Origin of the sequence: Brevibacterium sp. 239c (assembly GCF_900169365.1) — a bacterium.
Classification (GTDB): domain Bacteria; phylum Actinomycetota; class Actinomycetes; order Actinomycetales; family Brevibacteriaceae; genus Brevibacterium.
Genome location: NZ_FXZH01000006.1, coordinates 142221 through 162103 on the forward strand (window position 1 = coordinate 142221; position 19883 = coordinate 162103).

Annotated in this window: 19 protein-coding genes; 7 read left to right on the top strand and 12 right to left on the bottom strand. The window is 62.6% G+C overall.

All coding sequences use genetic code 11. From position 1 onward, the window contains the following. Positions 1-36 precede the first annotated feature (36 nt). Entirely contained in the window at positions 37-912 is an 876-nt protein-coding gene (aroD, locus tag BSP239C_RS07750; RefSeq protein ID WP_257930121.1) for a type I 3-dehydroquinate dehydratase, read from the bottom strand. A 50-nt stretch (positions 913-962) separates the two neighbouring features. On the opposite strand from aroD, the gene BSP239C_RS07755 reads away from it, so the two are divergent. The 7 genes from BSP239C_RS07755 (at position 963) to BSP239C_RS07785 (ending at position 8440) form a co-directional block, all read left to right on the top strand. Further along, a complete protein-coding gene (locus BSP239C_RS07755; RefSeq protein ID WP_101571558.1) occupies positions 963-1763 on the top strand; it encodes an alpha/beta fold hydrolase in 801 nt (266 codons plus the stop codon). Positions 1764-2143: 380 nt separating this feature from the next. Next, positions 2144-3505: a glycine betaine/L-proline ABC transporter ATP-binding protein gene (locus tag BSP239C_RS07760; protein WP_101571560.1), complete on the top strand. Its 1362-nt coding sequence runs from the start codon at positions 2144-2146 to the stop codon at positions 3503-3505. Further along, positions 3505-4368 (top strand): proline/glycine betaine ABC transporter permease, encoded by an 864-nt coding sequence (locus BSP239C_RS07765; protein WP_101571562.1) that lies wholly within the window; start codon positions 3505-3507, stop codon positions 4366-4368. The genes BSP239C_RS07760 and BSP239C_RS07765 overlap by 1 nt, the downstream gene beginning before the upstream one ends. A 32-nt stretch (positions 4369-4400) precedes the next feature. Continuing rightward, on the top strand, positions 4401-5399 hold the full coding sequence (locus BSP239C_RS07770; protein WP_101571564.1) for a glycine betaine ABC transporter substrate-binding protein: 999 nt from the start codon (positions 4401-4403) through the stop codon (positions 5397-5399). 156 nt (positions 5400-5555) lie between these two features. Next, the gene (locus BSP239C_RS07775) at positions 5556-6542 is read left to right on the top strand and encodes a glycine betaine ABC transporter substrate-binding protein (RefSeq protein ID WP_101571566.1); all 987 of its coding nucleotides are present in this window, start codon (positions 5556-5558) and stop codon (positions 6540-6542) included. A 209-nt stretch (positions 6543-6751) separates the two neighbouring features. Next, the gene (locus BSP239C_RS07780; protein ID WP_101571568.1) at positions 6752-7750 is read left to right on the top strand and encodes a glycine betaine ABC transporter substrate-binding protein; all 999 of its coding nucleotides are present in this window, start codon (positions 6752-6754) and stop codon (positions 7748-7750) included. Positions 7751-7882: 132 nt separating this feature from the next. Then, on the top strand, positions 7883-8440 hold the full coding sequence (locus tag BSP239C_RS07785; RefSeq protein WP_219618861.1) for a methylated-DNA--[protein]-cysteine S-methyltransferase: 558 nt from the start codon (positions 7883-7885) through the stop codon (positions 8438-8440). Between the two features lies 1 nt (position 8441). On the opposite strand, the gene BSP239C_RS07790 is transcribed toward BSP239C_RS07785, so the two are convergent. From BSP239C_RS07790 to BSP239C_RS07840, 11 genes are all read right to left on the bottom strand, one after another. After that, positions 8442-9755, bottom strand: coding sequence for a Dyp-type peroxidase (locus BSP239C_RS07790; RefSeq protein WP_257930122.1), 1314 nt, complete (start codon positions 9753-9755; stop codon positions 8442-8444). After that, positions 9745-10353 (bottom strand): copper chaperone PCu(A)C, encoded by a 609-nt coding sequence (locus BSP239C_RS07795; protein ID WP_257930123.1) that lies wholly within the window; start codon positions 10351-10353, stop codon positions 9745-9747. The genes BSP239C_RS07790 and BSP239C_RS07795 overlap by 11 nt, the downstream gene beginning before the upstream one ends. 228 nt (positions 10354-10581) lie before the next feature. Further along, positions 10582-11232 (bottom strand): hypothetical protein, encoded by a 651-nt coding sequence (locus BSP239C_RS07800; protein WP_101571572.1) that lies wholly within the window; start codon positions 11230-11232, stop codon positions 10582-10584. 109 nt (positions 11233-11341) lie between these two features. Next, complete coding sequence (locus BSP239C_RS07805) at positions 11342-11911, bottom strand: hypothetical protein (RefSeq protein WP_101571574.1); 570 nt, start codon at positions 11909-11911, stop codon at positions 11342-11344. A gap of 5 nt (positions 11912-11916) precedes the next feature. Then, positions 11917-13116 (bottom strand): N-acetylglucosamine-6-phosphate deacetylase, encoded by a 1200-nt coding sequence (locus BSP239C_RS07810; RefSeq protein ID WP_101571576.1) that lies wholly within the window; start codon positions 13114-13116, stop codon positions 11917-11919. Further along, positions 13113-13907: a DeoR/GlpR family DNA-binding transcription regulator gene (locus BSP239C_RS07815; protein WP_101571578.1), complete on the bottom strand. Its 795-nt coding sequence runs from the start codon at positions 13905-13907 to the stop codon at positions 13113-13115. Before BSP239C_RS07815 ends, BSP239C_RS07810 begins: the two co-directional genes overlap by 4 nt. A gap of 4 nt (positions 13908-13911) precedes the next feature. Continuing rightward, a complete protein-coding gene (locus BSP239C_RS07820; RefSeq protein WP_101571580.1) occupies positions 13912-14757 on the bottom strand; it encodes a class II fructose-bisphosphate aldolase in 846 nt (281 codons plus the stop codon). After that, the gene (locus tag BSP239C_RS07825; protein WP_101571582.1) at positions 14754-15767 is read right to left on the bottom strand and encodes a 1-phosphofructokinase family hexose kinase; all 1014 of its coding nucleotides are present in this window, start codon (positions 15765-15767) and stop codon (positions 14754-14756) included. Before BSP239C_RS07825 ends, BSP239C_RS07820 begins: the two co-directional genes overlap by 4 nt. Next, positions 15764-16711 (bottom strand): ROK family protein, encoded by a 948-nt coding sequence (locus BSP239C_RS07830; RefSeq protein ID WP_101571584.1) that lies wholly within the window; start codon positions 16709-16711, stop codon positions 15764-15766. Before BSP239C_RS07830 ends, BSP239C_RS07825 begins: the two co-directional genes overlap by 4 nt. Next, positions 16708-17616, bottom strand: coding sequence for an SIS domain-containing protein (locus BSP239C_RS07835; RefSeq protein WP_226830945.1), 909 nt, complete (start codon positions 17614-17616; stop codon positions 16708-16710). The genes BSP239C_RS07830 and BSP239C_RS07835 overlap by 4 nt, the downstream gene beginning before the upstream one ends. A 154-nt stretch (positions 17617-17770) precedes the next feature. Next, positions 17771-19846, bottom strand: coding sequence for an alpha/beta fold hydrolase (locus tag BSP239C_RS07840; RefSeq protein ID WP_101571588.1), 2076 nt, complete (start codon positions 19844-19846; stop codon positions 17771-17773). Positions 19847-19883: the final 37 nt, after the last annotated feature.

A 19883-nucleotide genomic window follows, 5' to 3' on the forward strand; every position in this document is an offset into this window, starting at 1 on the left:
CGTTCTCCACGCTGATCGGGCAGAATCGCTGACCCGTCAGCCGTAGAGTCGGTCGATCATCCCGGCCAGATCCGCCACGGCGATCTGGCCGGGTGCCGACGACTCCCCGAGTTGCGCAAATGTTGCACAGCTGCCGAAGTCAGCACCCATGACCCGGCTGGCCCTGCCCAGCTGACCCATCGAGATCCCGAGGACTGGAATCTCCAAGTCGTCCTCCGCGAGTGCAGTCGACCGCAGGAGCTCCGCGACATCCGCACTGCTGGTGGGCATCATCGCAATCTTCGCGACATCTGCCCCTGCCTCAGCCATCGCCGCGAACGTGGTTGCCAATGCCTCTGCCGAGTCCGTTCCGGCGAAATTGTGATGTGAGGCGACCACTGAGATTCCGTGGTTGTGAGCCGCACCGATGAGTTCTGCCGCACCGCCGCGATCGATCTCAACATCGAGTGCCCATACGGCTCCTGAAGTGATTCCTGCCAGGCCAGTAATGATCGCCCTGAGAATCTCCGTATAGTCTTCTTCGCTCACCTCCGCGCTTCCGCCCTCGTATCCTGTTCGCAGCGTGATAAGAACCGGAAGCCCTGCAGCGGACACGTGTGAGGCAAAGCCCAAGACCGCCTCGGCGAGGCCCTGGGGGTCGGCTGCACCGGGCTTCGGATCCCGCGACTTCGTGATACCGGCGATCACGGGATCGATGCGCCATTCGATGACGTCGACGGCTCCGGTATCGGCGATGGCGCTGCACTGCCGCGCGATCTCGTCGGGTGCCGTTGCCTGGACGGGAACGATGATGGCCGGGCGCCGTGGATCAGCGACCGCCGGAGTCGCCGCTGACAGGGTCGTTGCCGCTGCGGACGAGTCGAGCACCGATCGGGGACCTGCGGCATCATTGAGGAACGGCAATTGCTTCATGGCCCAAGCCTAGGCGTTGAGGCCGGCGCACCAGTGGAGAGGAACACCACGTGGAGACCAAGGACCAGCTCACGATCACCACTCGCGATGGATTCCCGCTCGCCATCCAGGTCAGCGGCCCACCCGAGGCTCCGGCCCTGCTCCTCCTCCAGGGGCAGTCGAACTCTCACGAATGGTGGGACGAGCTGCGCTCGGACTTTGAACCCCAGTTTCGCACCGTCACATTCGACTACCGCGGCACCGGCGGCAGCCGGGGCGAACTGAGCGAACTGTCGACGGCGAGCTTCGCCGCCGATGCTGCCGAGGTTCTCGCTCATTTAGGTATCACCCAGGCTGTTGTCTATGGAACGTCGATGGGTGGGCGCATCGCTCAGATGCTGGCCTTGGATTTCCCCGACCTCATCAGCGCATTGGTCCTGGGGTGCACAATGCTGGGAGGTCCGAAGTCCGTCAAACGGCCCCGCGAGGTCGGGCAGTCCTTGGCGCGGCTGCGCGGTCGCGAACACACCCAGTATCTGTTCTCGCTCTTCTACACGCCGAACTGGACCGTGGCTCCCAGGTACAGCAAATTGCTCGGCGATGACACGATGACCGCCGAGGAATCTGCGGCACATCTGCGCATCAGCGCTCACCACAACGCCTGGGCCCGTCTGCCGGAGATCGCTGCGCCAACTCTCATCGTCCATGGCGATGCTGACCTCATGAACCCCGTCGACAACGCCCACCTGCTGCATGAGCGCATATCGGGCTCCCGGATTCTCATCTGTCCCGGCGGTCGACACGGTTTCTTCGAAGAGTTCGCCGAGGTGGTCAACCCTGAGATCCTCGGGTTCCTGAGCGCCAGCTCTTGAACAACTCTTCCTGAAGAGTCCCTGACTCACGGCCACATCTCCCCGGAGAGCTGACAACCTCGTTCACCATCAAAAATCCGCATTGTGTAACAAATCGGATAAGGCTATGCCTATATGCCTCAAGAGCTGTTTGTAACAATCAAGTAACGCATGCTTTTACATCACTCCAGGTCAGATGGGTCGTCAAGTCCGCCACACCGCGTTCTATCGACAAAGCCTCTTCCGAAATTCCTGAACAAAACTACAATAGGGAGTGAGATATCCGTGTGCGGTGAGGCGAGTGTGCGATCCAACCAGTTCGGATCGACCACCACCGCATCGCAAAACGGGGGTGAAGCCTCTCGTTCTTGCGGAGAGTCAAGAATGCAAGGAGGAATCGCGTGAGCGTTGTCAAAGCGTCAAACGTTTACAAGGTCTTCGGCAAGCGCCAGAACGAGGTCGTCAAACGACTCGAACAGGGCGCAGACCGCAAAGACCTCACCAAACTCGGCACAGCCGCAGTCATCGATGCCAGCTTTGAAGTCGAAGCAGGCGAAATCTTCGTCGTCATGGGACTGTCAGGTTCCGGCAAATCGACATTGATCCGCACGCTCAATGGCCTGTGGTCGACCACAGCCGGATCCGTCGAGGTCCTCGGCACCGATTTGGCCAAAGCTGATGCGTCTACGATCCGAAAGGTCCGCGGAAAACACGTCTCGATGGTGTTCCAGCACTTCGCGCTGCTGCCCCACCGCACGGTCCGCGAGAACGCAGCTTATGCTCTTGAGGTCCAAGGCATGGCGAAGGCCAAACGCCTGGAAAAGGCTGAAGAATGGCTGAAGACTGTCGGTCTTGATGGTTGGGGCGATAAATACCCGCAGCAGCTGTCGGGCGGCATGCAGCAGCGCGTCGGCCTGGCCCGCGCACTTGCGGCCGAAACTGACATTCTGCTTATGGATGAAGCATTCTCCGCTCTTGACCCCTTGATCAGGCGCGAAATGCAGGAACAGCTGGTCGAACTCCAGTCACGCCTGAACAAGACAATCATCTTCATCACCCACGACCTCAATGAGGCAATGTTCCTCGGCGACCGTATCGCCGTTATGCGCGACGGCAAGATCGTCCAGATCGGTACCGCGGAAGAGATCCTCACCGAACCCGCAGATGACTATATTGCCGAGTTCGTTCAGGACGTCGATCGCACTCGCGTGCTCACCGCATCGTCGATCATGCGCGAGACCAAGGCCACGATCAGCGTTGAGGCAGGTCCCCGCCTGGCGATGAAGACTCTTGAGGACAACAATTCCTCGGGACTCCTCGTCCTCGACGATAACCGCACTGTCCTCGGACTGGTCAGTGATCGCACTGTGGTGAAGGCTGCCAAGGAAGGCCATCAGACGATCCGCGACATCGTGGAGAAGACAGACCTCATCACCGTCAGTCCGGACACTCCGCTGTCCGAACTCTTCGCACCAAGCTCCACAGCCAAGGTGCCGTTGACTGTCGTCGATGAGAATAGCCGACTGCTCGGAATCGTGCCCCGAGTCGCGCTCCTCAACTCGATGGCCGATCCCGGTCCTGCCACAGGAGAGCTCCCGACGGTCCAAGAAGCACCGGAGCCGATGGTCGAATCACCGACCGCTGGCGATAACGATTCTGAAAAGGGTGCGGCTTTCGCTCAGGAATACACGCTCCCGACGGAGTCGACTTCCACCGGTGATGCCGTCGAAGCCAACAATGACGCAGAAGGGAGGGACCTCTGATGAACTTCATGAATCCGCGTATTCCGCTCGGTGATTGGGTCAGCGACTTCCTCGACTGGTTCACGAAAGCGTTCCAAGGGCTGCTGGACTTCATCAACTTCGTTCTCGGTGGCCTCTACGACGTTCTCTACCTCGTCTTCTCATCCCCGATCTATTTTGTGATGATCGTCATTCTCGCGATCATCGCCTATTTCGCATCGGGATGGAAGCTTGGACTCTTCACCCTCATCGGCTTCTACTTCGTGCGCACACTCGACCAGTGGGACAACACGATGTCGACCCTTGCGCTGGTGCTCGTCGCAGTCATAGTCGCGCTGATCATCGCGATCCCACTCGGTATCCTGGCTGCGAAGATCAGCTGGGTGTCAACGGTCGTCAAACCGATACTTGACTTCATGCAGTCGATGCCTGCTCTGGCCTACCTCGTGCCGGCGATCCTGATGTTCGGCATCGGCCAGACCCCAGGCGCAATCGCAACAATCATCTTCTCCCTGCCCCCTGGCGTCAGGCTCACTGAGCTTGCGATCCGCCAGGTGAACACCGAGGTCGTTGAAGCCGGGCAAGCGTTCGGCGCCTCCCCAGGACACATCCTCAGCAAGATTCAGATCCCTCTGGCGATGCCGACGATCATGGCCGGCGTCAACCAGGTCATCATGCTCGCCCTGTCGATGGTCGTCCTCGCCGGCATGGTCGGTGCGGGCGGACTCGGTGGCGCCGTCGTCGGCGGCATCAGCCAACTTGATGTCCCACTCGCCGTTGAGGCTGGCCTCGCGGTGGTCGTCGTGGCAATCTTCCTCGACCGTGTGACCGCTGCCCTCGGACAGAGGACACCGATTGAACGGGCACGCAAGGCATCTTCCTGATCCACACATTTCAAGAAATGAAGGAGCATCTCATGAAAACGAGAACACTAACCAAGCTGGGCGGCATTCTTGCTGCCAGCGCCCTCGCCCTCACCGCTTGCGGTGCCTCGAACTCAGGTGGCGAGGAAGCAGGCGGGGGCGACGAGACCAAGGCCAGCGACAAAGACTGGTCAGCTTGCAAGCCTGGCGATGACTCCAAGGACGTTGCAGATATCAGCGATGATAAGAAGGAAGTATCGCTGGGAATCTTCAACGGCTGGGATGAGTCGTACGCCACCACATATCTCATCAAGAACGTCCTGGAAGAAGACGGCTACAAGGTCAAGACCGACGAGCTCGACGCTGGACCGATGTTCACCGGTGTGGCAAAAGGCGACATCGATTTCTTCACCGACGGTTGGCTGCCGCTGACCCACGAGAGCTACATCGAGAAGTACGGTGATGACCTCGTCGATCATGGTTGCTGGTATGACAATGCCAAGCTCACCATCGCCGTCAACGAGGACTCTCCCGCCAAGACCATCGAAGACCTCAAAACGATGGGCGACGAGTACGACAACACACTCTACGGAATCGACGCTGGTGCAGGTCTGACGAAGACCACGAAGGAAAAGGCGATTCCGGAATACGGTCTCGACAACCTCGAATTCAAGATCTCCTCGACCCCAGCCATGCTCGCACAGCTGAAGAAGTCGACCGATGCCGATGAGAACGTGGCAGTGACACTGTGGCGTCCGCACTGGGCCTACGATGCTTTCCCAGTTCGTGACCTCAAGGATCCGAAGAATGCCATGGGAGACGCCGAGCGCGTGTACAGCTTCTCCGGCAAGGACGCAGCCGAAGAGCACCCATATGTCTCACAGCTGCTCCAGAACCTCGTCCTTGACGACGACCACCTCGCCAGCCTTGAGAACCTTATGTTCTCCGAGGACAACTACAACGGCAAGGACCACGAAAAGGCCGTCGCCAAATGGCTGAAGGAAAACCCTGACTTCGTCGACCAGTGGAAGAAGGGCGAACTCGCCAAATAAGCGAGCTTGCCGTCGATGACAGTTTGCTGTCATGCGACGAGGGGCAGTATTGCAAGCTGATGACTTGCGATGCTGCCCCTTTCTTCCGCACGTGCGATTGCCTGTGCTCCCGGCGACTCTCAACAGAACAAAAATGAAGAAGGATGAACTAATAAAATGTCTCGGTTGATCAAACTTGGCGGTGTCTTGGCAGCAAGTGCCCTCGCATTGACTGCCTGCGGTGCATCGAATTCGGGCGGCGCCGGCGGTGAAGAGACAAAGTCTGCATCGGACAAGGATTGGGCGAACTGCACACCCGGCGACGGCTCCAAGGACGCCAGCGACCTGACTGATGATGACAAGGATGTTTCGTTCGCAGTGTTCAACGGCTGGGACGAGTCATATGCCACCACCTATCTGATCAAGAACGTCCTCGAAGCCGACGGCTACAAGGTCAAGACCCAGGAGTTGGATGCCGGTCCTGCCTATACGGGCATCACCCAGGGCGACGTCGACTTTGTCACCGACACCTGGTTGCCGCTGACCCACGCAAGCTACTTGGAGAAGTTCGGCGACAAGATGGTTGATCATGGTTGCTGGTATGACAATGCCAAGCTCACCATCGCCGTCAACGAGGACTCTCCCGCCAAAACCATCGAAGACCTCAAAACGATGGGCGATGAGTACGACAACACACTCTACGGAATCGAAGCCGGTGCAGGTCTGACTGAGACCACGAAGGAAAAGGCGATTCCGGAATACGGTCTCGAGGACCTCGACTACAAGATTTCGTCGACCCCAGCCATGCTCGCACAGCTGAAGAAGTCGACCGATGCCGATGAGAACGTGGCAGTGACACTGTGGCGTCCGCACTGGGCCTACGATGCTTTCCCAGTTCGTGACCTCAAGGATCCGAAGAATGCCATGGGAGACGCCGAGCGCGTGTACAGCTTCTCCGGCAAGGACGCAGCCGAAGAGCACCCATATGTCTCACAGCTGCTCCAGAACCTCGTCCTTGACGACGACCACCTCGCCAGCCTTGAGAACCTTATGTTCTCCGAGGACAACTACAACGGCAAGGACCACGAAAAGGCCGTCGCCAAATGGCTGAAGGAAAACCCTGACTTCGTCGACCAGTGGAAGAAGGGCGAACTCGCCAAATAAGCGAACTTGCCGGGATCACAAGTCCGACATCAGTCAGGGAACTGACTGAGCAAGAAGAGATCGCAGTGAGGGAGGGTTGCAGACGTCTATCTGCAACCCTCCCTCACTTGCTGCAACGAGACGCGTTAGCAACGCCTGGCCGCTCAGGCATCTTCTCAGCGCTGCCGACAGCGCCCGCGCCTCGGGAAACAAATGGACAAGGAGTAGTCATGCAGACCAAGAAGTTCTTACGATTCGGCGGAATCGCCGCCGCAGCCGTGCTGATGATGTCAGCGTGCGGAGCGAGCAACAGCGGTGGAGGATACGGCGACGACAACGATTCTGCTGCCGGTGATAAGGATTGGTCGAAATGCGCGCCGGGCGCGGACGGCGCTGACCTGGAGTCGCTTGAGGCCGATGATGACAAGAAGGTGAAGTTCGCGGTCTTCAACGGATGGGACGAAACCTTTGCCAGCGTCTACACCATCAAGAATCTGCTCGAGCAGGATGGTTACGAGGTCGAGGTCCAGGAGTTGGAAGCAGGACCCGCCTACAGTGCTGTGGGGCGGGGCGACATCGACTTCCATATGGACATGATGATGCCCACGACCCACGCAAGCTATTACGACAGAGTCAAGAACGATATCGATCTGCAAGGCTGCTGGTACGGTGCGGCCCAGAACACCATCGCCGTCAATGAAGATTCCCCTGCCCAAACCATCGACGATCTAAAGACCATGGGCGACGATTACGATAACACCCTCTACGGAATCGAAGCGGGAGCAGGACTGACGAAAGTGACCAAGGAAGAGGTCATTCCCGACTACGGTCTCGAAGGATACGAATATAAGATCTCGTCGACACCGGCCATGTTGGCCCAAGTGAAGAAGTCCACCGATGCAGGAGACAACGTCGCGGTCACCTTATGGCACCCACATTGGGCCTACAGCAAGTTCCCCATGCGTGACCTCGACGACCCGAAAGATTCGTTCGGTGACAAAGAGATCCTGTACAACGTTGGAAACAAGGACTCAGTGAAGAAGTTTCCCTATGTCTCTCAGGCGGTCAAGAACTTCGCAATGACCGAGGAACAGTTGGCAGACCTGGAAGCCCTCATGTTCTCCGAGGACGAATACAACGGGGAGACACCTGAAAAGGCGGTTGCTGAATGGCTGGGTGACAATCCAGCTTTCGCCAAGGACTTCCGAGCTGGCAAGCTCGAAGGCTGAATGCCGAATGCGTGTGGCCCGGTTGTCATCGACCGGGCCACACGTGTGCGCTAGGTTGGCAGTAGAAGGCTCCAGCATTTCTGCGAGAATGCCACCACTAGAGCCGATCCGACGATGCTGAGGAGACCTGAGATGGATCCGATCGAGGCACCCCGCACTGAAGCCGAGGACGACGATCTCTCCCAGACGACGATGACCACACCCGTCGGTCCCATCACCGTCACCAGCTATGGGCAGTCCATCGTCCGTGTGAAGTGGGTTGAGCCCGACGACAGCACAGGCAGCGACGCCGTTGTCCCGGACCTCAATGCATCCAATCCGCTCCTGGCCGAAGCGCTTCGACAACTACGCGCCTATTTCGACGGCAGTCTCACCACTTTCGACCTGCGTCTGGACCTCGGCCCGATCTCCGCGACTGCGCGACAGGTCCTCACTACTCTCAATGACACTGTCGAATTCGGCACCACCGTCACCTACGGCGAACTCGCCCAACGCAGCGGAACCGGAATCCATGCCAGAGGAATCGGCAGCATCATGGGGATGAATCCACTTCCTCTGGTCATCCCCTGCCATCGTGTCGTCGCCAGCGACAGCCTCGGCGGGTACTCAGGCGGCCGTCGTGGCGAGGGGGTGGCCACGAAACGCTGGCTGCTCGAGTTCGAGGATGCACTTCCCCCAACACTGTTCTGAATCACCCTTCGAAGAGGCTCTGCCCGATGTACTCCCCCTCTTTGACTCCTGGCGGAATCGCCCACACGGTCGACCCGATCGGAGTGGTCCATTCGTTGAGCAGATCCACCTCGGCGAGGCGGCGTTGGATCGGAAGGAATTGCCGGTCGATATCTGCCTGGAACGAAGCGAACAGCAATCCCGCGCCCTGACCGGCACCTGTTCCATAGTTGAACGTGCGCCGGTGGATCTGTGTCTCGGGACCCAGACCATCGCGCGCCCGAGCCACATGTGAGGCCGCCGAGATCTTCGTCAGTCCTCGCTTGTCGACCGCCTCGAAGTCGGGGACATCGAACTCGTCGGAACCGGACAGCGGTGCCCCGGTGTCGAGTGTTCGCCCGGTCGCGAACTCCCGCGCGGGCCGATCAGCCTTGTCCCAGGTGTCGAGGTTCATCGCAATGTCGCGCAGCACCAGGGTTGTTCCCCCGCGCATCCACTCCGGCAGATGATCGCCGAGGTTGTCCGGCGGTGCCCCGCGTGCAGAGTGGACTGCATCGGACTGTCCGGTCCCCTGCCCCCAGATGATACGAGCGAAGTCCTCAGATCCAGGCCCGGGATTGGCCGTCCCGTCCAACTGCCCGAAGAGATTTCGTTGGGTTCTTCCCTCCCCTTGGCTGCCGTAGGAACGGCGGAATCCCTCTCTCTGCCAGGCCACCTCGGCGAAGTTCCGGGAATCCTTCCACAGCATCCGTTGGGCATGTGCCAGGGTCAGAGGGTCATCACCACAGATCTGGAGGAGCAGATCCCCTGTACAGCGGTCGGGGTCGAGATCGTCGATGGGGAACTTCTCCAGCGGGCCCAACCATTTCGGCACGGATTTCTCACCCGCCAGCTTGACCAGTCCGCGTCCGAATCCGAAGGTGACTGTCAGGCGCGCGGGGTCATGGGCGAGTTCGGGTTCGGAGTCAGCCAGTGGACCGCTCCCCTGTGTCAGTGCCGCGGCATCGGCGGTGAGCAGCCTCAGCCAGCGAGTCACGTCGGTGGCCTTGATGCCGGGTTTCAGCGTCAATGCCAGGAAGAGCGCGTGCGCCTGGGGTGGGGTCTCGACTCCAGCCTGATGTGGGGCGTAGAACGGTTCGGTGACCGGGCCGTTGGCTCCGCTGAGGTCTCTGGACGGTGCGGCTTCAGCACGGTCACCAGCAACGGATCGTCCCACCCCGAAGCCTGCGACGGCGCCGACGACTCCTGTTCCCCCGGCCGCAGCCGCCGAAGCGATGAGGCGCCGGCGGCTGAACCCGTGATGACGAGGTGCGGGTTCTGCGGACTCAGTGGTCACCGTGATCTCCGTGGTCCATCTCGTCGTGATCCATATCCCCGTGATCCATGTCCTTATGGTCCACGTCCTTGTGGTCGCTGTCTGAGCCGTCGCCCTCGTCGTCGGCCTCGCCAGGGGCGTAGTTCTCCTGCGCCCCGGAGTAGTCCTTGGCGATGGCGGTCACCGGGATGGTCTGTTTGTCGGCGGTGACGAGGTCGAGTGAGATCTCCTCACCCGGCTTGATCGGCTTCGCCAACCCCATGACCATGATGTGATCGCCACCGGGCTTGAGACTCAGGGACTTACCCGCAGGGATCGTGAAGCCGCCCTTCTTCTCCTGCATCGACATTCCTCCCGAGTTGTCTTCGAGAGTCTCGTGGAGTTGGACCTGGTCGGCGTCATCGTACTTCGCAGCGACGAGGTTGATGTCCTTGTCGCTGTTGTTCTTGAGTTCTCCGAATACAGCGGTCATGCCGTCGTCGGCGGCCTTGACCCAGGCGTCGTCGAGGCTCAGGGAGTCGACGCTGATCTGGGAGCTGCTCGCCTCTTCGGGCTCGCTTGCCTGGCTCTGGTTACAGGCACTGAGCCCGATCATGAAGGCAACTGACATGGTGGCCATCAAGGTGGTGTTCTTTCGCATTTCGTCTGCACTTTCAGCTTGTCGGTGCAGCCGGGCACGGGTCGTGACGGATGGTGCGGCAGGTGCGTTGAGGCAGGCGGGCACCCGGTGTTCGGGCACCCGGTGTTCGGGCACCCGGTCGCACGGTACGCTTCGCCGACGACGGTGTTCGGCTGTCACCAATGATGTGTGGTCGGCGGTGTATCCGCCGCTGGTGAAGCTCTGAAGTCAGACGAGTGCGGGAGGTCCGCGTCGGTAGTTGGGGCCGATGACGGCAGAGGTGATGGCCTGGGGCAAAACGACTTCGCCCTGGGCGACTCGGCCAGGGAATTCGGCCAGGACACCGACCGCCTCGGCGAGGGCGCGGAGTGCGGTGGCGATCGGTCCCAGTGCCAGCTGCAGGATGGTGAGAATGATGTCTTCGCCGCGTTTGAGAGCCACCGCGGTGACGAGGACCGCGGCCAGGTGCGCGAGCACCATGGCCAGACCTGCACTCGTCCCGTCACCGACCATGTGCGACATCGGATGCGACATCGGAGCAACCTGACCCAGGTCGAGGGCACCGGTCCCGTGGTTCATGTGCTGCTGGTGGCCCATGGCCGATCCGGTCGTCGCGGCAGCGGTGGAAGCGGGCGCGGCAGTGAACCAACCCATCGACAGGTGCATGAGGATCTGCCCCAGACCGAGCAGTGACCCCAGCGCCAGATACCCGAGGCGACGGCCAGCGAGGATCGTTGCAGCCCACAGAACGAAGACGAAGACGATCACGATGCCGAGGGGAGAGGTCGTACCGCCCGCGCCGACGTGCATGAGCACGGCCAGCAGGGTCGTAATGAGCGCGGCGAAGAGAGCACGAACCGACTTATTCGACCCGGTCATGCCTCTCCTCTCTTGGGGCTGCGCACACGGCTGACATCAGGGGTGAGACTCAGAAGACTCAAAACTTCTACTCAGTGTAGAACTAAGAGGGCATCAGACGCCAGAGAAGTTACATCCTCAACCAGGTGTCGGCGGTCTTCTTGATCATGGCTCCGGCCTCTTCGGCCTCGCCCAGCCAGGTCACCGGCTGCCCCTCGGGGTCGATCACCGCGTCGGAGAGGATGATGACGTCGAAGTTGCAGACGAGTGCGGCCATCGCCGAAGCACGGACCGATCCCGGCAGGTCTCTGGCACCGGCGTCGTCATTGTCGCCTGCCGCGTCCGTGTCGTCGGAGGTGTCGTCCGATTCATCTTCTGCGTCGTCGAGAGCCTCGATTGTGTCCACGTCACCACCGGCGATGACGATGCGGTCAACGCCCATGTCGTGGAGGCCGGGGGCCAGGTCGCGGATGCCGTCGAAGACGTCGGGCTTCTCCGATCGCAGCACGAGATCTTCCTCGTCGGGGACGAAGATGGACAGTTCCTCATCGTCGACGTCGACGAGTTCGTCCTTCGTTGAGGCGAAGATGAGCACACCGCCGACCGTGCGAGTGCGGCCGACGATGTCGACTAAGATCTCGGCGTTCTCGTCGGAGGTGTAACTGGCGTCGTCGGTGTCAATGAGGAGCAGGGCATCCATGTCTCCTATCGTGCCAGATTCTCAGGCTGGATGCTCATGTCCGCGTTCAGCAGCAGGTAGTCAGCGGGCATTCCGAGGCCCAGCAGACTGTGCTGGTCATCGGCGCTGAGTCCCAGTGCCCGCAGCGGTACCAGACTCGCGGCCTGGACGGCTTCAAGCGGGCTCATACCCACCTCAGCCACCGCTCTCATCACCGCATCGTCCATCGTCAGCGTGGACCCGGCGATGGAGCCCGTCGCACCGTCCTCGCCCAACAGTCGGGCCACGGAATCCTCCACCTGTACCGGCAGCGCTCCGAGCATGTAGTCCCCATCAGCCATCCCAGTCGCGGCCATAGCATCTGTGATCAGCGCGATCCGCCCAGGAGCCAAGGTCGCCAACATTCGCGCCGGCGGCGCCGCCACGTGCACTCCGTCGTTGATGAGTTCCAGCGTGACGTGTCCTGCCTCGATTGCGGCGAGGATCGGGCCCGGTGCCCTGTGGTGGATTCCGGGCATCGCGTTGAATGTGTGGGTGAGGATGCTCGCGCCCGCGTCGAAGGCTCGTGCCGCTTCCTCGTAGCCGGCGCCCGTGTGCCCGATGGCCACGCTCACCCCCGCCGAGGCGAACCGTGAGATCGCGTCGAAGGCACCCGGCAGTTCGGGGGCGATCGTGATCTGAGCCAGCGTTCCGTCAGCAGCCGTAAGGATCGATTCGACCGCCTCGGGGGTGGGAGCTGTGAGCACTTCGGGTGCGTGCGCACCCTTGAAGTCCGGGGACAGGAATGGGCCTTCGGCATGGAGACCGAGCACAGCAGGGTTGTCATGGCAGAGCCTTGCTCCTGCGCTCAGCGAGCTGCAGAGTCCCTCGATCGTGTCCGAGACGTAGGAGAGGGCGAGCGCCCGGGTTCCGTGTCGGTGATGGATCGCGAGCATCTTCGCGAGTCCGGCCTCCCCGTCTTCGGCGCTCGATCCCCCTGCCCCGTGGCAGTGGATGTCGACGTAGGAGGGGGCCAGGTACGCTCCTCCTGCGTCAATGGTCTGGACTCTCGCCGAGGCGGGCAGGTCCTGCCAGCCCGAACCGCGGCCGCGTGAGATGACGGTGCCGTCGGCCGCGGCTAGCCAGTCATCGGCGCTCTCTAAGGTGAAGCCGGCCGGATCGCCGTCGAGGATGATGACGTTGTGGATGATCGTGTCCGCGGGCGCGTCGGCAGGCTGTGCGCTCATGGGCTCTCCTGGTGCATCGGTGCGAGCTCGACGTCGTACCCGGCCTGGACCAATTCGTCGGCAGCGCCTGCCTCGAGCTGGGAGTCGGTGATGATCGTCTGGAAGACTTCTGTGCCGCCGACCGAGGCGAAGGATCGTCTGCCGTACTTCGAGGAGTCGGCGACGACGATGGCCTGCTCGGCACGTTCGGCCATCAGTCGGTTGACGTAGGCTTCGTCCTCGTTGGCTGTCATACCCCCGGCGGAGGCGGAGATCGCGTGGACGCCGACGAACGCCAGGTCGAGCCAGATGCTGCGCAGCACGGAGTCGACGAAGGAGCCGACGAGTTCGAAGCTCGAGGTGTTGATGACTCCCCCGCACACGATGACCTTGATGCCCGGGTGGATGGCAAGTCTGTTCGCGATGTCGACCGCATTGGTGACGATGGTGAGGTCGCGCAGGAGATCGTCGCGTCGACTCAGGGCGTCGGCGACCATGAACGTGGTCGTGCCCCCGGAGAGTCCGATCACGGAGCCCGGGGAGATCCGGTCAACTGCCGCTCGCGCGATCGCCGCCTTCGCCTCTGTTGAGGCTGCCTCCTTGTAGCGCAGCGACAGGTCATAGTCGACGGCGCGCCTGGTGGCGCCCCCGTGGGTGCGTTCGACGAGCCGGCGCTGTTCGAGCAGGTCAAGGTCACGGCGGACAGTGGCCAGGGAGACGCCCAGCTCCTGGCTGAGTGCCTCCACGCCGACGGTTGTCTCCCGGTCGAGTTTCGACAAGATCGAGTCGAGGCGGTCCTCACGCGTGCTCATAGAATCAGTCTCTGTCCTCGCCCATGGGATTGCAAAGGAGACGGATCAGGCGGGCCGTTTCGGCTGCGAAGGCGTCACGTGCGGGTCCGAGGTATTTCCGTGAGTCGACCATGTCCGGGTGAGCATCCAGAGTCGCGCGCACGGAGCCTGAGAAGACCTTGTTGAGGTGGGTGGAGATGTTGATCTTGGCCATGCCCGCGGCTACAGCACGGCGAATCTCATCATCGGCGACGCCCGAGGAGCCGTGCAGAACCAGGGGCACCGGCACTCCGACGGCCAGCTTCGCGATGAGTTCGAGGTCGAGGCGGCTGGTCCGCTCGACCATCGCATGCGAGGTGCCGACGGCCACAGCCAGCGCATCGACTCCAGTCTCCGTCACGAACTGCGCTGCCGCACTCGGGTCGGTGCGCACACCGGGTGCGTGGGCACCGTCCTTGCCGCCGATCTCACCCAGCTCCGCTTCGACGCCGATTCCGCGTTCATGGGCATGACGGACCACCTCGGCAGTGGCCGCGCAGTTCTCCGCGAAGCTCAGATGCGCTCCGTCATACATCACGGAGTCGAAGCCGAGCTCCAGGGCCTCGGACACAAGATCGACGTCGGTCGCGTGATCGAGGTGGACGGCGATCGGAACCCGCGCGGATTCCGCAATGGCCATCGCGGCGCGGGCGATCGGGGTCAGGCTGCCGTGGTATTTCACGCAGTTCTCGGAGATCTGCATGATGACAGGCGCATCTGCCTCTTCAGCGCCAGCCGCGATCGCCTCGGCGGTTTCCAGGTGGATGACGTTGAATGCACCGATGGCGGCGTCCGTGCTGGTCAGCAGTTCGATCGTAGCGGCCCTGGTCATGCTTGCTCCTTCGTGATGACGACCTCGTGTCGCAGGTTCTGCCACTCGGGGTGGACTTGGCCCGCTTGGGGCATGAGCACCGCAGAGGCAGAGAGCGCGACCGCCTCCCTGAGGATGGCGCGAACGTCTTCATCAGGCAGCCGAGCTGGCTCAGGACCCTGCGACTTCGCTGCCAGACACCGGGCCACGCCTGCCACAGCGGCGTCACCGGCTCCCGTGGGATTGCCCTGCAGGACCCTGCCCAGACGCGCGCTCGAGCGCGGCCCGGTCCGGTCGACGAGGACCATCCCCTCCTCCCCGCGGGAGACGAGGACGTGGCCTGCGCCGGCACGAACCAGCTCCCCCGCCGAGGCGATCAGGTCCACATCGGCGAACAGTTCGTTCAGTTCCTCCGCGTTCGGTTTCACCCAGTCGGCACCGGCCCGAGCCGCTCGGAGCAGTCCAGGCCCTGAGGTGTCGACGATGACGCTGACTCCGGCCGCATGCGCCGCTGTCACCAGGTTGGGATGAAAGTCTTCGGGGCAGTCTGCCGGGGTTGAGCCGGAGAGGACGAGCACGGACACTGCCGGCTCGGAGAGGCGTCGACTGATGGAATCCGTCAGCGCTTCCCACACCTCGGGTGGGTGCTCAAAGGCTGTCTCGTTGAGTACGGTGGCACGTCCGGACCCCTCGACGACGGCATAGCTGCATCGCAGCCTGCTGGGAGTCGGAGTGAGATCCCACACCGGTGTGCCACCGGTCGAAGCTTCGACCTCGGCCGAGCGGGCGGCCTCGGGCCGGTGCTCGTCTGCCACAGGGCCCTGCACATAGGCTCCGATTCCGGTGTCGGCGAGGACACGGGCCACGTTGATTCCCTTACCGCCGAGCCTGCCTGCTGCGGGGCCGATTCGGTGCGAGCGTCCCAGGTCCAAGCGCGAGACGGTGACGGTGATGTCCCAGGCGGGGCTGAGCGTCGCGGTGACCACGCGCGGCGCATCCGCGGCGCGCGCTTCTGCGTGCCCGGCACTCATGCCGCATCCCTCGTCAGCAGCCCGGCGCCGATGAGTCCGGCGACGGGGCCCAAGCCAGCACGGCGGATGCTCGGCATCCGGTGGAAGTCCAGCCGCGGCCGCAACGCCGCCTCCACTCCGTCGAGAAGTTCATCGGCCCCGCTCAAGCCGCCTCCCAGCACGATCGTCTCCGGCGCGATCACTGCCGCGATCTGCGCACACATCGCGGCGAGAGCCTCGACCGCTTCGGCGAACACCTCATGTGCAATCGGATCACCCGAGTGCACGGCGTCGAGGACGTCCAAGGATCCTGCGACCGTGGTCCCGCTGCGCTGGGAGTACCGCTTCGCGATCGACGACGCCGAGGCGATGTGCTCGATCGGTCCCCGGAACAGTCCCTCGGCGGTGTCGACGGTGACTTCGGTGAAACCCACCTCTCCCGCATAGCCGCCCGCGGAGATCAGGCGACCGCCGACTCGGATCGCTCCGGCGATGCCTGTGCCGATGGTGATCATCACGGCATCGTCGGGAGTGTGCTCGATCAGCTCGAATTCGGCCCTTCCGGCTGATCGCACATCGTGGGAGAGCCTGACGTCGAGATTCAGGATCTGGCTCAGCAGCGATCGGAACGGCACGTTGCGCCACCCGAGGTTTGCGGAATGGATTCCGGTCCCGCTGGCCTCGTCGACGATTCCGGGGATGACCACTGCCGCCTCGGCGATGGCGTGTTCTGGGTTGCCCTCGGCGAGGGTTGAACGGAAGTCCGCGATGACATCCATGACCTCCGCCGCCGCGCTCTGTGTGCATTCAGGGGTGGGTGCACTCAGCGCGTCGACGATCCTCCCGGTGGAGTCGAAGAGCGCAGCCTTCATCCCGGTGCCTCCGACATCGACGGCGAGCGCCACCGGACCGGCACCCAGGCTCAGCCTCTGCGCCACGCGGAGGATCTCTGCGCGAGCCGTCATTCGTCCAGGACCACAGACCGTGTCAGTGAGCGCGGATTGTCGGGGTCGACGCCGAGGCGGCGGGCCCTGATGAGTGCGAGCGCGTGCACACGCACGAGCTCGGCCAAGGGATCGCGGTCGGATTCGACGAATCTGGCCCCCGTGGCCTCGACCTGCTCGCGCAGCCCTGCCGGAGCATCACCGAGCTGCCAGGTCACACGCCCCTGCTCGGCGATGGCGATGGGCCCATGGCGGTACTCCATCGACGAGTACGACTCGGTCCAGGCCTGCGCGGACTCACGCAGCTTCAGCGCGGCCTCGTTGGCCAGACCCCACGTCCACCCCAGACCCAGGAAGCTGAACTGCTCGGCGTCGAGGAGTTCAGCGTCAAGGATGCTGTCCTCGAATTCGGAGAAGTCGGGCGAAATTCCTGCTAGGAGGGTCTTCGCGTCCTGTATCGCGGTCTCCAACTGGCTCCCCTGCTCCAGCCAAGAGCGCATGGCTGTGATGGCTGAGGTGCCGAACCTCGTCTGGACGACGGATCGCTCATCGGCGAAATCAAGGGCGATGACGTCCGTGGCGCGCTGTGCGATCGGCGATCCGTCGCTGCCGACGATGGCGGTGACCGGTGTGCGATAGCCGAGACTCTCGAGTGCGTCGACGACCTCGGTGGTGGTGCCGGACCGGGAGATCGCGATGATGCGGTCGTAGCTCCGATGCGTGGGGTACTCGCTGGCGGTGAAGGCATCGGTCTCGCCCTTGCCCTGCGTCTCTCGCAGGGACGCGAACACCTGCGCACCGAACCACGAGGACCCGCAGCCGATGACCGCGACCCGCTCTCCGTCCTGCGGCTGGGCAGCAGCGGAGGCAGCGACGTGCAGGGTCCGCTCCCATGTCTCCGGCTGACTCCGCAGTTCCTCTGCCATGAACTCACCAAGACCCGACATCGATCACACTCCTGATTGTATTGATGATCAAACAATCATAATCATGGCACATTTCCGTCTTGACAGATAGTATTCACGTGCGCTCTTGTGTGTTTCGACGACACTGGCGCCTCGTCGACCTGCGGGCTGGAATTCACCCCAGCGTGCGGGCGCGCTCGGCGTCGATACCCAGGACGTGTTTGTCGAGGAAGGCCAGGACCGTGCGGTACCAGACTTCGGCGTTGCCGCGGCCGGCCACCCAATGGCCCTCGTCGGGGAAGTACAGGAAACGGTGCTGAGTGAGTCCCTCTGCATCCAGCGGAGTCTTGGACCGGGTGAGCAGGTCGTACCAGAGTTCCTGGCCCTGCCCGATCGGCACCCGGTAGTCCTTGTCGCCGTGGATGACGAGCATCGGCACCTCGATCCGATCGGCGAACAGGTGCGGTGAGTACGTTCCCGCCTGCTTCCTCATAGCTACGTCCCAGGAGGCGTTGTCCGTGGTCCGACCCATCGACGTCGTGTTCCATAGGGAGGCGTGGGTGATGATGCAGGCGAACCGGTCGCTGGCGTGTCCGGCCACCCAGTTCGCCATGTAACCGCCGTAGGACCCGCCGGCCAGAGCTGTGCGTTCGGCATCGATGTCGGTCCGTTCGATGGCCGCGTCTGTCAGGGCGAGGATGTCGGTAAAGGGTGCCCCGCCCAGCTCCTGCTGGCCGCGGTCGATCATCGACTGGCCGTAGCCTGTGGAGATCGCCGGGTCCGGCAGCAGCACCGCGTATCCGGCGGACACGAACGGTCCCGGATTCCATCGGTACGTCCAGGAGTTCCAGGATCCCCAGGGCCCGCCGTGGGCGAAGACGACGAGCGGGAACGGGCCTTCCCCCTCGGGCAGTGCCAACCAGGCGCGCACTGCGGTGCCGTCGTCACCAACTGCCGCCACCTCGGTGAGGGTGCCGGTCCCGTCGATGACGGTCGCCGGGTTCGCGAGCTCGCTGATCTGGCCCGAGACCAGGTCGATAGCGATGGACAGGGGTGCGACGTCGATCGCCGAGGCGGTCGCCACGACAGTGAGTCCCTGCACCTGCAGTCCCGCAAACGTATATTTCTGACCGGGACCGCCCACCAGCCGCCGAGGCTGTTCGTCGTTGACATCACCGATGAAGACGCTGCCCCGGCCGTGATCGTCGGCGCTGGCCACGATGGTGGAGTCATCGGCCCAGACTAGGTCGAACCAATGATCTGCTTCGGGCCACACCGGGTTCAGCGACCCGGTGTCGAGGTCGAGGACCATGAGCGTGGCGGACAGGTTCGTCGTCGACGTCCAGAACTGCTCCCGGGTGACCAGGGCGCGGGTTCTATCGGGGCTGATGGCATCGATGCCGTACCCGTGATCGGCGGCAGCCTCAATCAGCAGGCGAGGTGCAGCATGTTTGTGGAGGTCGATCTGCCAGATCTCGCTGGCTTCGAGCTGGCCGGGGATCGGCTTCTCGACCTGGACGAGGACGAAGCGCGCCTCGTCATCGACGGCCCAGTCCACGAGGCGACCGGGCGGCAGAGGCAGATAGCGAAAAGTCAGGCCGGTGGAGGAATCTGCGTCGGTACCAGACTCCACGGAACCGACTGCCTCGGAATCGGCGGCCTCGCGCGTGAGGTCCGCGGAGAGATCCTCGCCGAACTCGTCGCCGATCGTGTCCAGGTCTGCGATCGCCAGAGTGTCTCGGCCCGGGCCCAGGTCGTGGTCCCACCGGCGGATGGGGAACCCGGAATGCAGGATGGCGCTGACCTTGGATTCGCTGCGTTCTTCGCTGAATTCCTGGTGTTCGTCCTCGTTCGCGGCCCAGGTGTGGACGGGGAACTGGACAATCAGGGATTGGCTTTTGACTTCGATTCGGGAGAATCCGCCGTCGTGATCGGCGAGCTTGCGTGCCTCCCCGGACTCGGGCAGGGCCCAGAGGCTCGGGCTCTGTGCGTCCTTGCCGTCTTCACCGGTGCGTTTGGCTGCGAAATAGATGGTTCCGGCCTCGCTGATCGCGGCCGCGCCGATGGACTGATCTCCCCGGGTGATCCGGCGAGGACTGTCCTCGCCGATGTCGGCGAGATGGGAGAGGTAGGTGTTGCCCTCGGCGTTGAGGAAGGAGTACTGAGCGATGACATGGCCGCTCTGGTTCGTCAGGAGGCCTTGCAGTCGGCGGGCGTCGAGGAGAGCAGTCACAGCGTCGTTGGTCGTCATGATCCCATCCTAGGATCATCGCCGAGGTTCGGGCCGG

Coding starts and splice junctions, on each gene's coding strand:
- aroD (WP_257930121.1), bottom strand. CDS start 912: ATGAAGCAATTGCCGTTCCTCAATGATGCCGCAGGTCCCCGATCGGTG.
- BSP239C_RS07765 (WP_101571562.1), top strand. CDS start 3,505: ATGAACTTCATGAATCCGCGTATTCCGCTCGGTGATTGGGTCAGCGAC.
- BSP239C_RS07770 (WP_101571564.1), top strand. CDS start 4,401: ATGAAAACGAGAACACTAACCAAGCTGGGCGGCATTCTTGCTGCCAGC.
- BSP239C_RS07775 (WP_101571566.1), top strand. CDS start 5,556: ATGTCTCGGTTGATCAAACTTGGCGGTGTCTTGGCAGCAAGTGCCCTC.
- BSP239C_RS07780 (WP_101571568.1), top strand. CDS start 6,752: ATGCAGACCAAGAAGTTCTTACGATTCGGCGGAATCGCCGCCGCAGCC.
- BSP239C_RS07785 (WP_219618861.1), top strand. CDS start 7,883: ATGGATCCGATCGAGGCACCCCGCACTGAAGCCGAGGACGACGATCTC.
- BSP239C_RS07795 (WP_257930123.1), bottom strand. CDS start 10,353: ATGGCCACCATGTCAGTTGCCTTCATGATCGGGCTCAGTGCCTGTAAC.
- BSP239C_RS07800 (WP_101571572.1), bottom strand. CDS start 11,232: ATGACCGGGTCGAATAAGTCGGTTCGTGCTCTCTTCGCCGCGCTCATT.
- BSP239C_RS07805 (WP_101571574.1), bottom strand. CDS start 11,911: ATGGATGCCCTGCTCCTCATTGACACCGACGACGCCAGTTACACCTCC.
- BSP239C_RS07810 (WP_101571576.1), bottom strand. CDS start 13,116: ATGAGCGCACAGCCTGCCGACGCGCCCGCGGACACGATCATCCACAAC.
- BSP239C_RS07815 (WP_101571578.1), bottom strand. CDS start 13,907: ATGAGCACGCGTGAGGACCGCCTCGACTCGATCTTGTCGAAACTCGAC.
- BSP239C_RS07820 (WP_101571580.1), bottom strand. CDS start 14,757: ATGACCAGGGCCGCTACGATCGAACTGCTGACCAGCACGGACGCCGCC.
- BSP239C_RS07825 (WP_101571582.1), bottom strand. CDS start 15,767: ATGAGTGCCGGGCACGCAGAAGCGCGCGCCGCGGATGCGCCGCGCGTG.
- BSP239C_RS07830 (WP_101571584.1), bottom strand. CDS start 16,711: ATGACGGCTCGCGCAGAGATCCTCCGCGTGGCGCAGAGGCTGAGCCTG.
- BSP239C_RS07835 (WP_226830945.1), bottom strand. CDS start 17,616: ATGGCAGAGGAACTGCGGAGTCAGCCGGAGACATGGGAGCGGACCCTG.
- BSP239C_RS07840 (WP_101571588.1), bottom strand. CDS start 19,846: ATGACGACCAACGACGCTGTGACTGCTCTCCTCGACGCCCGCCGACTG.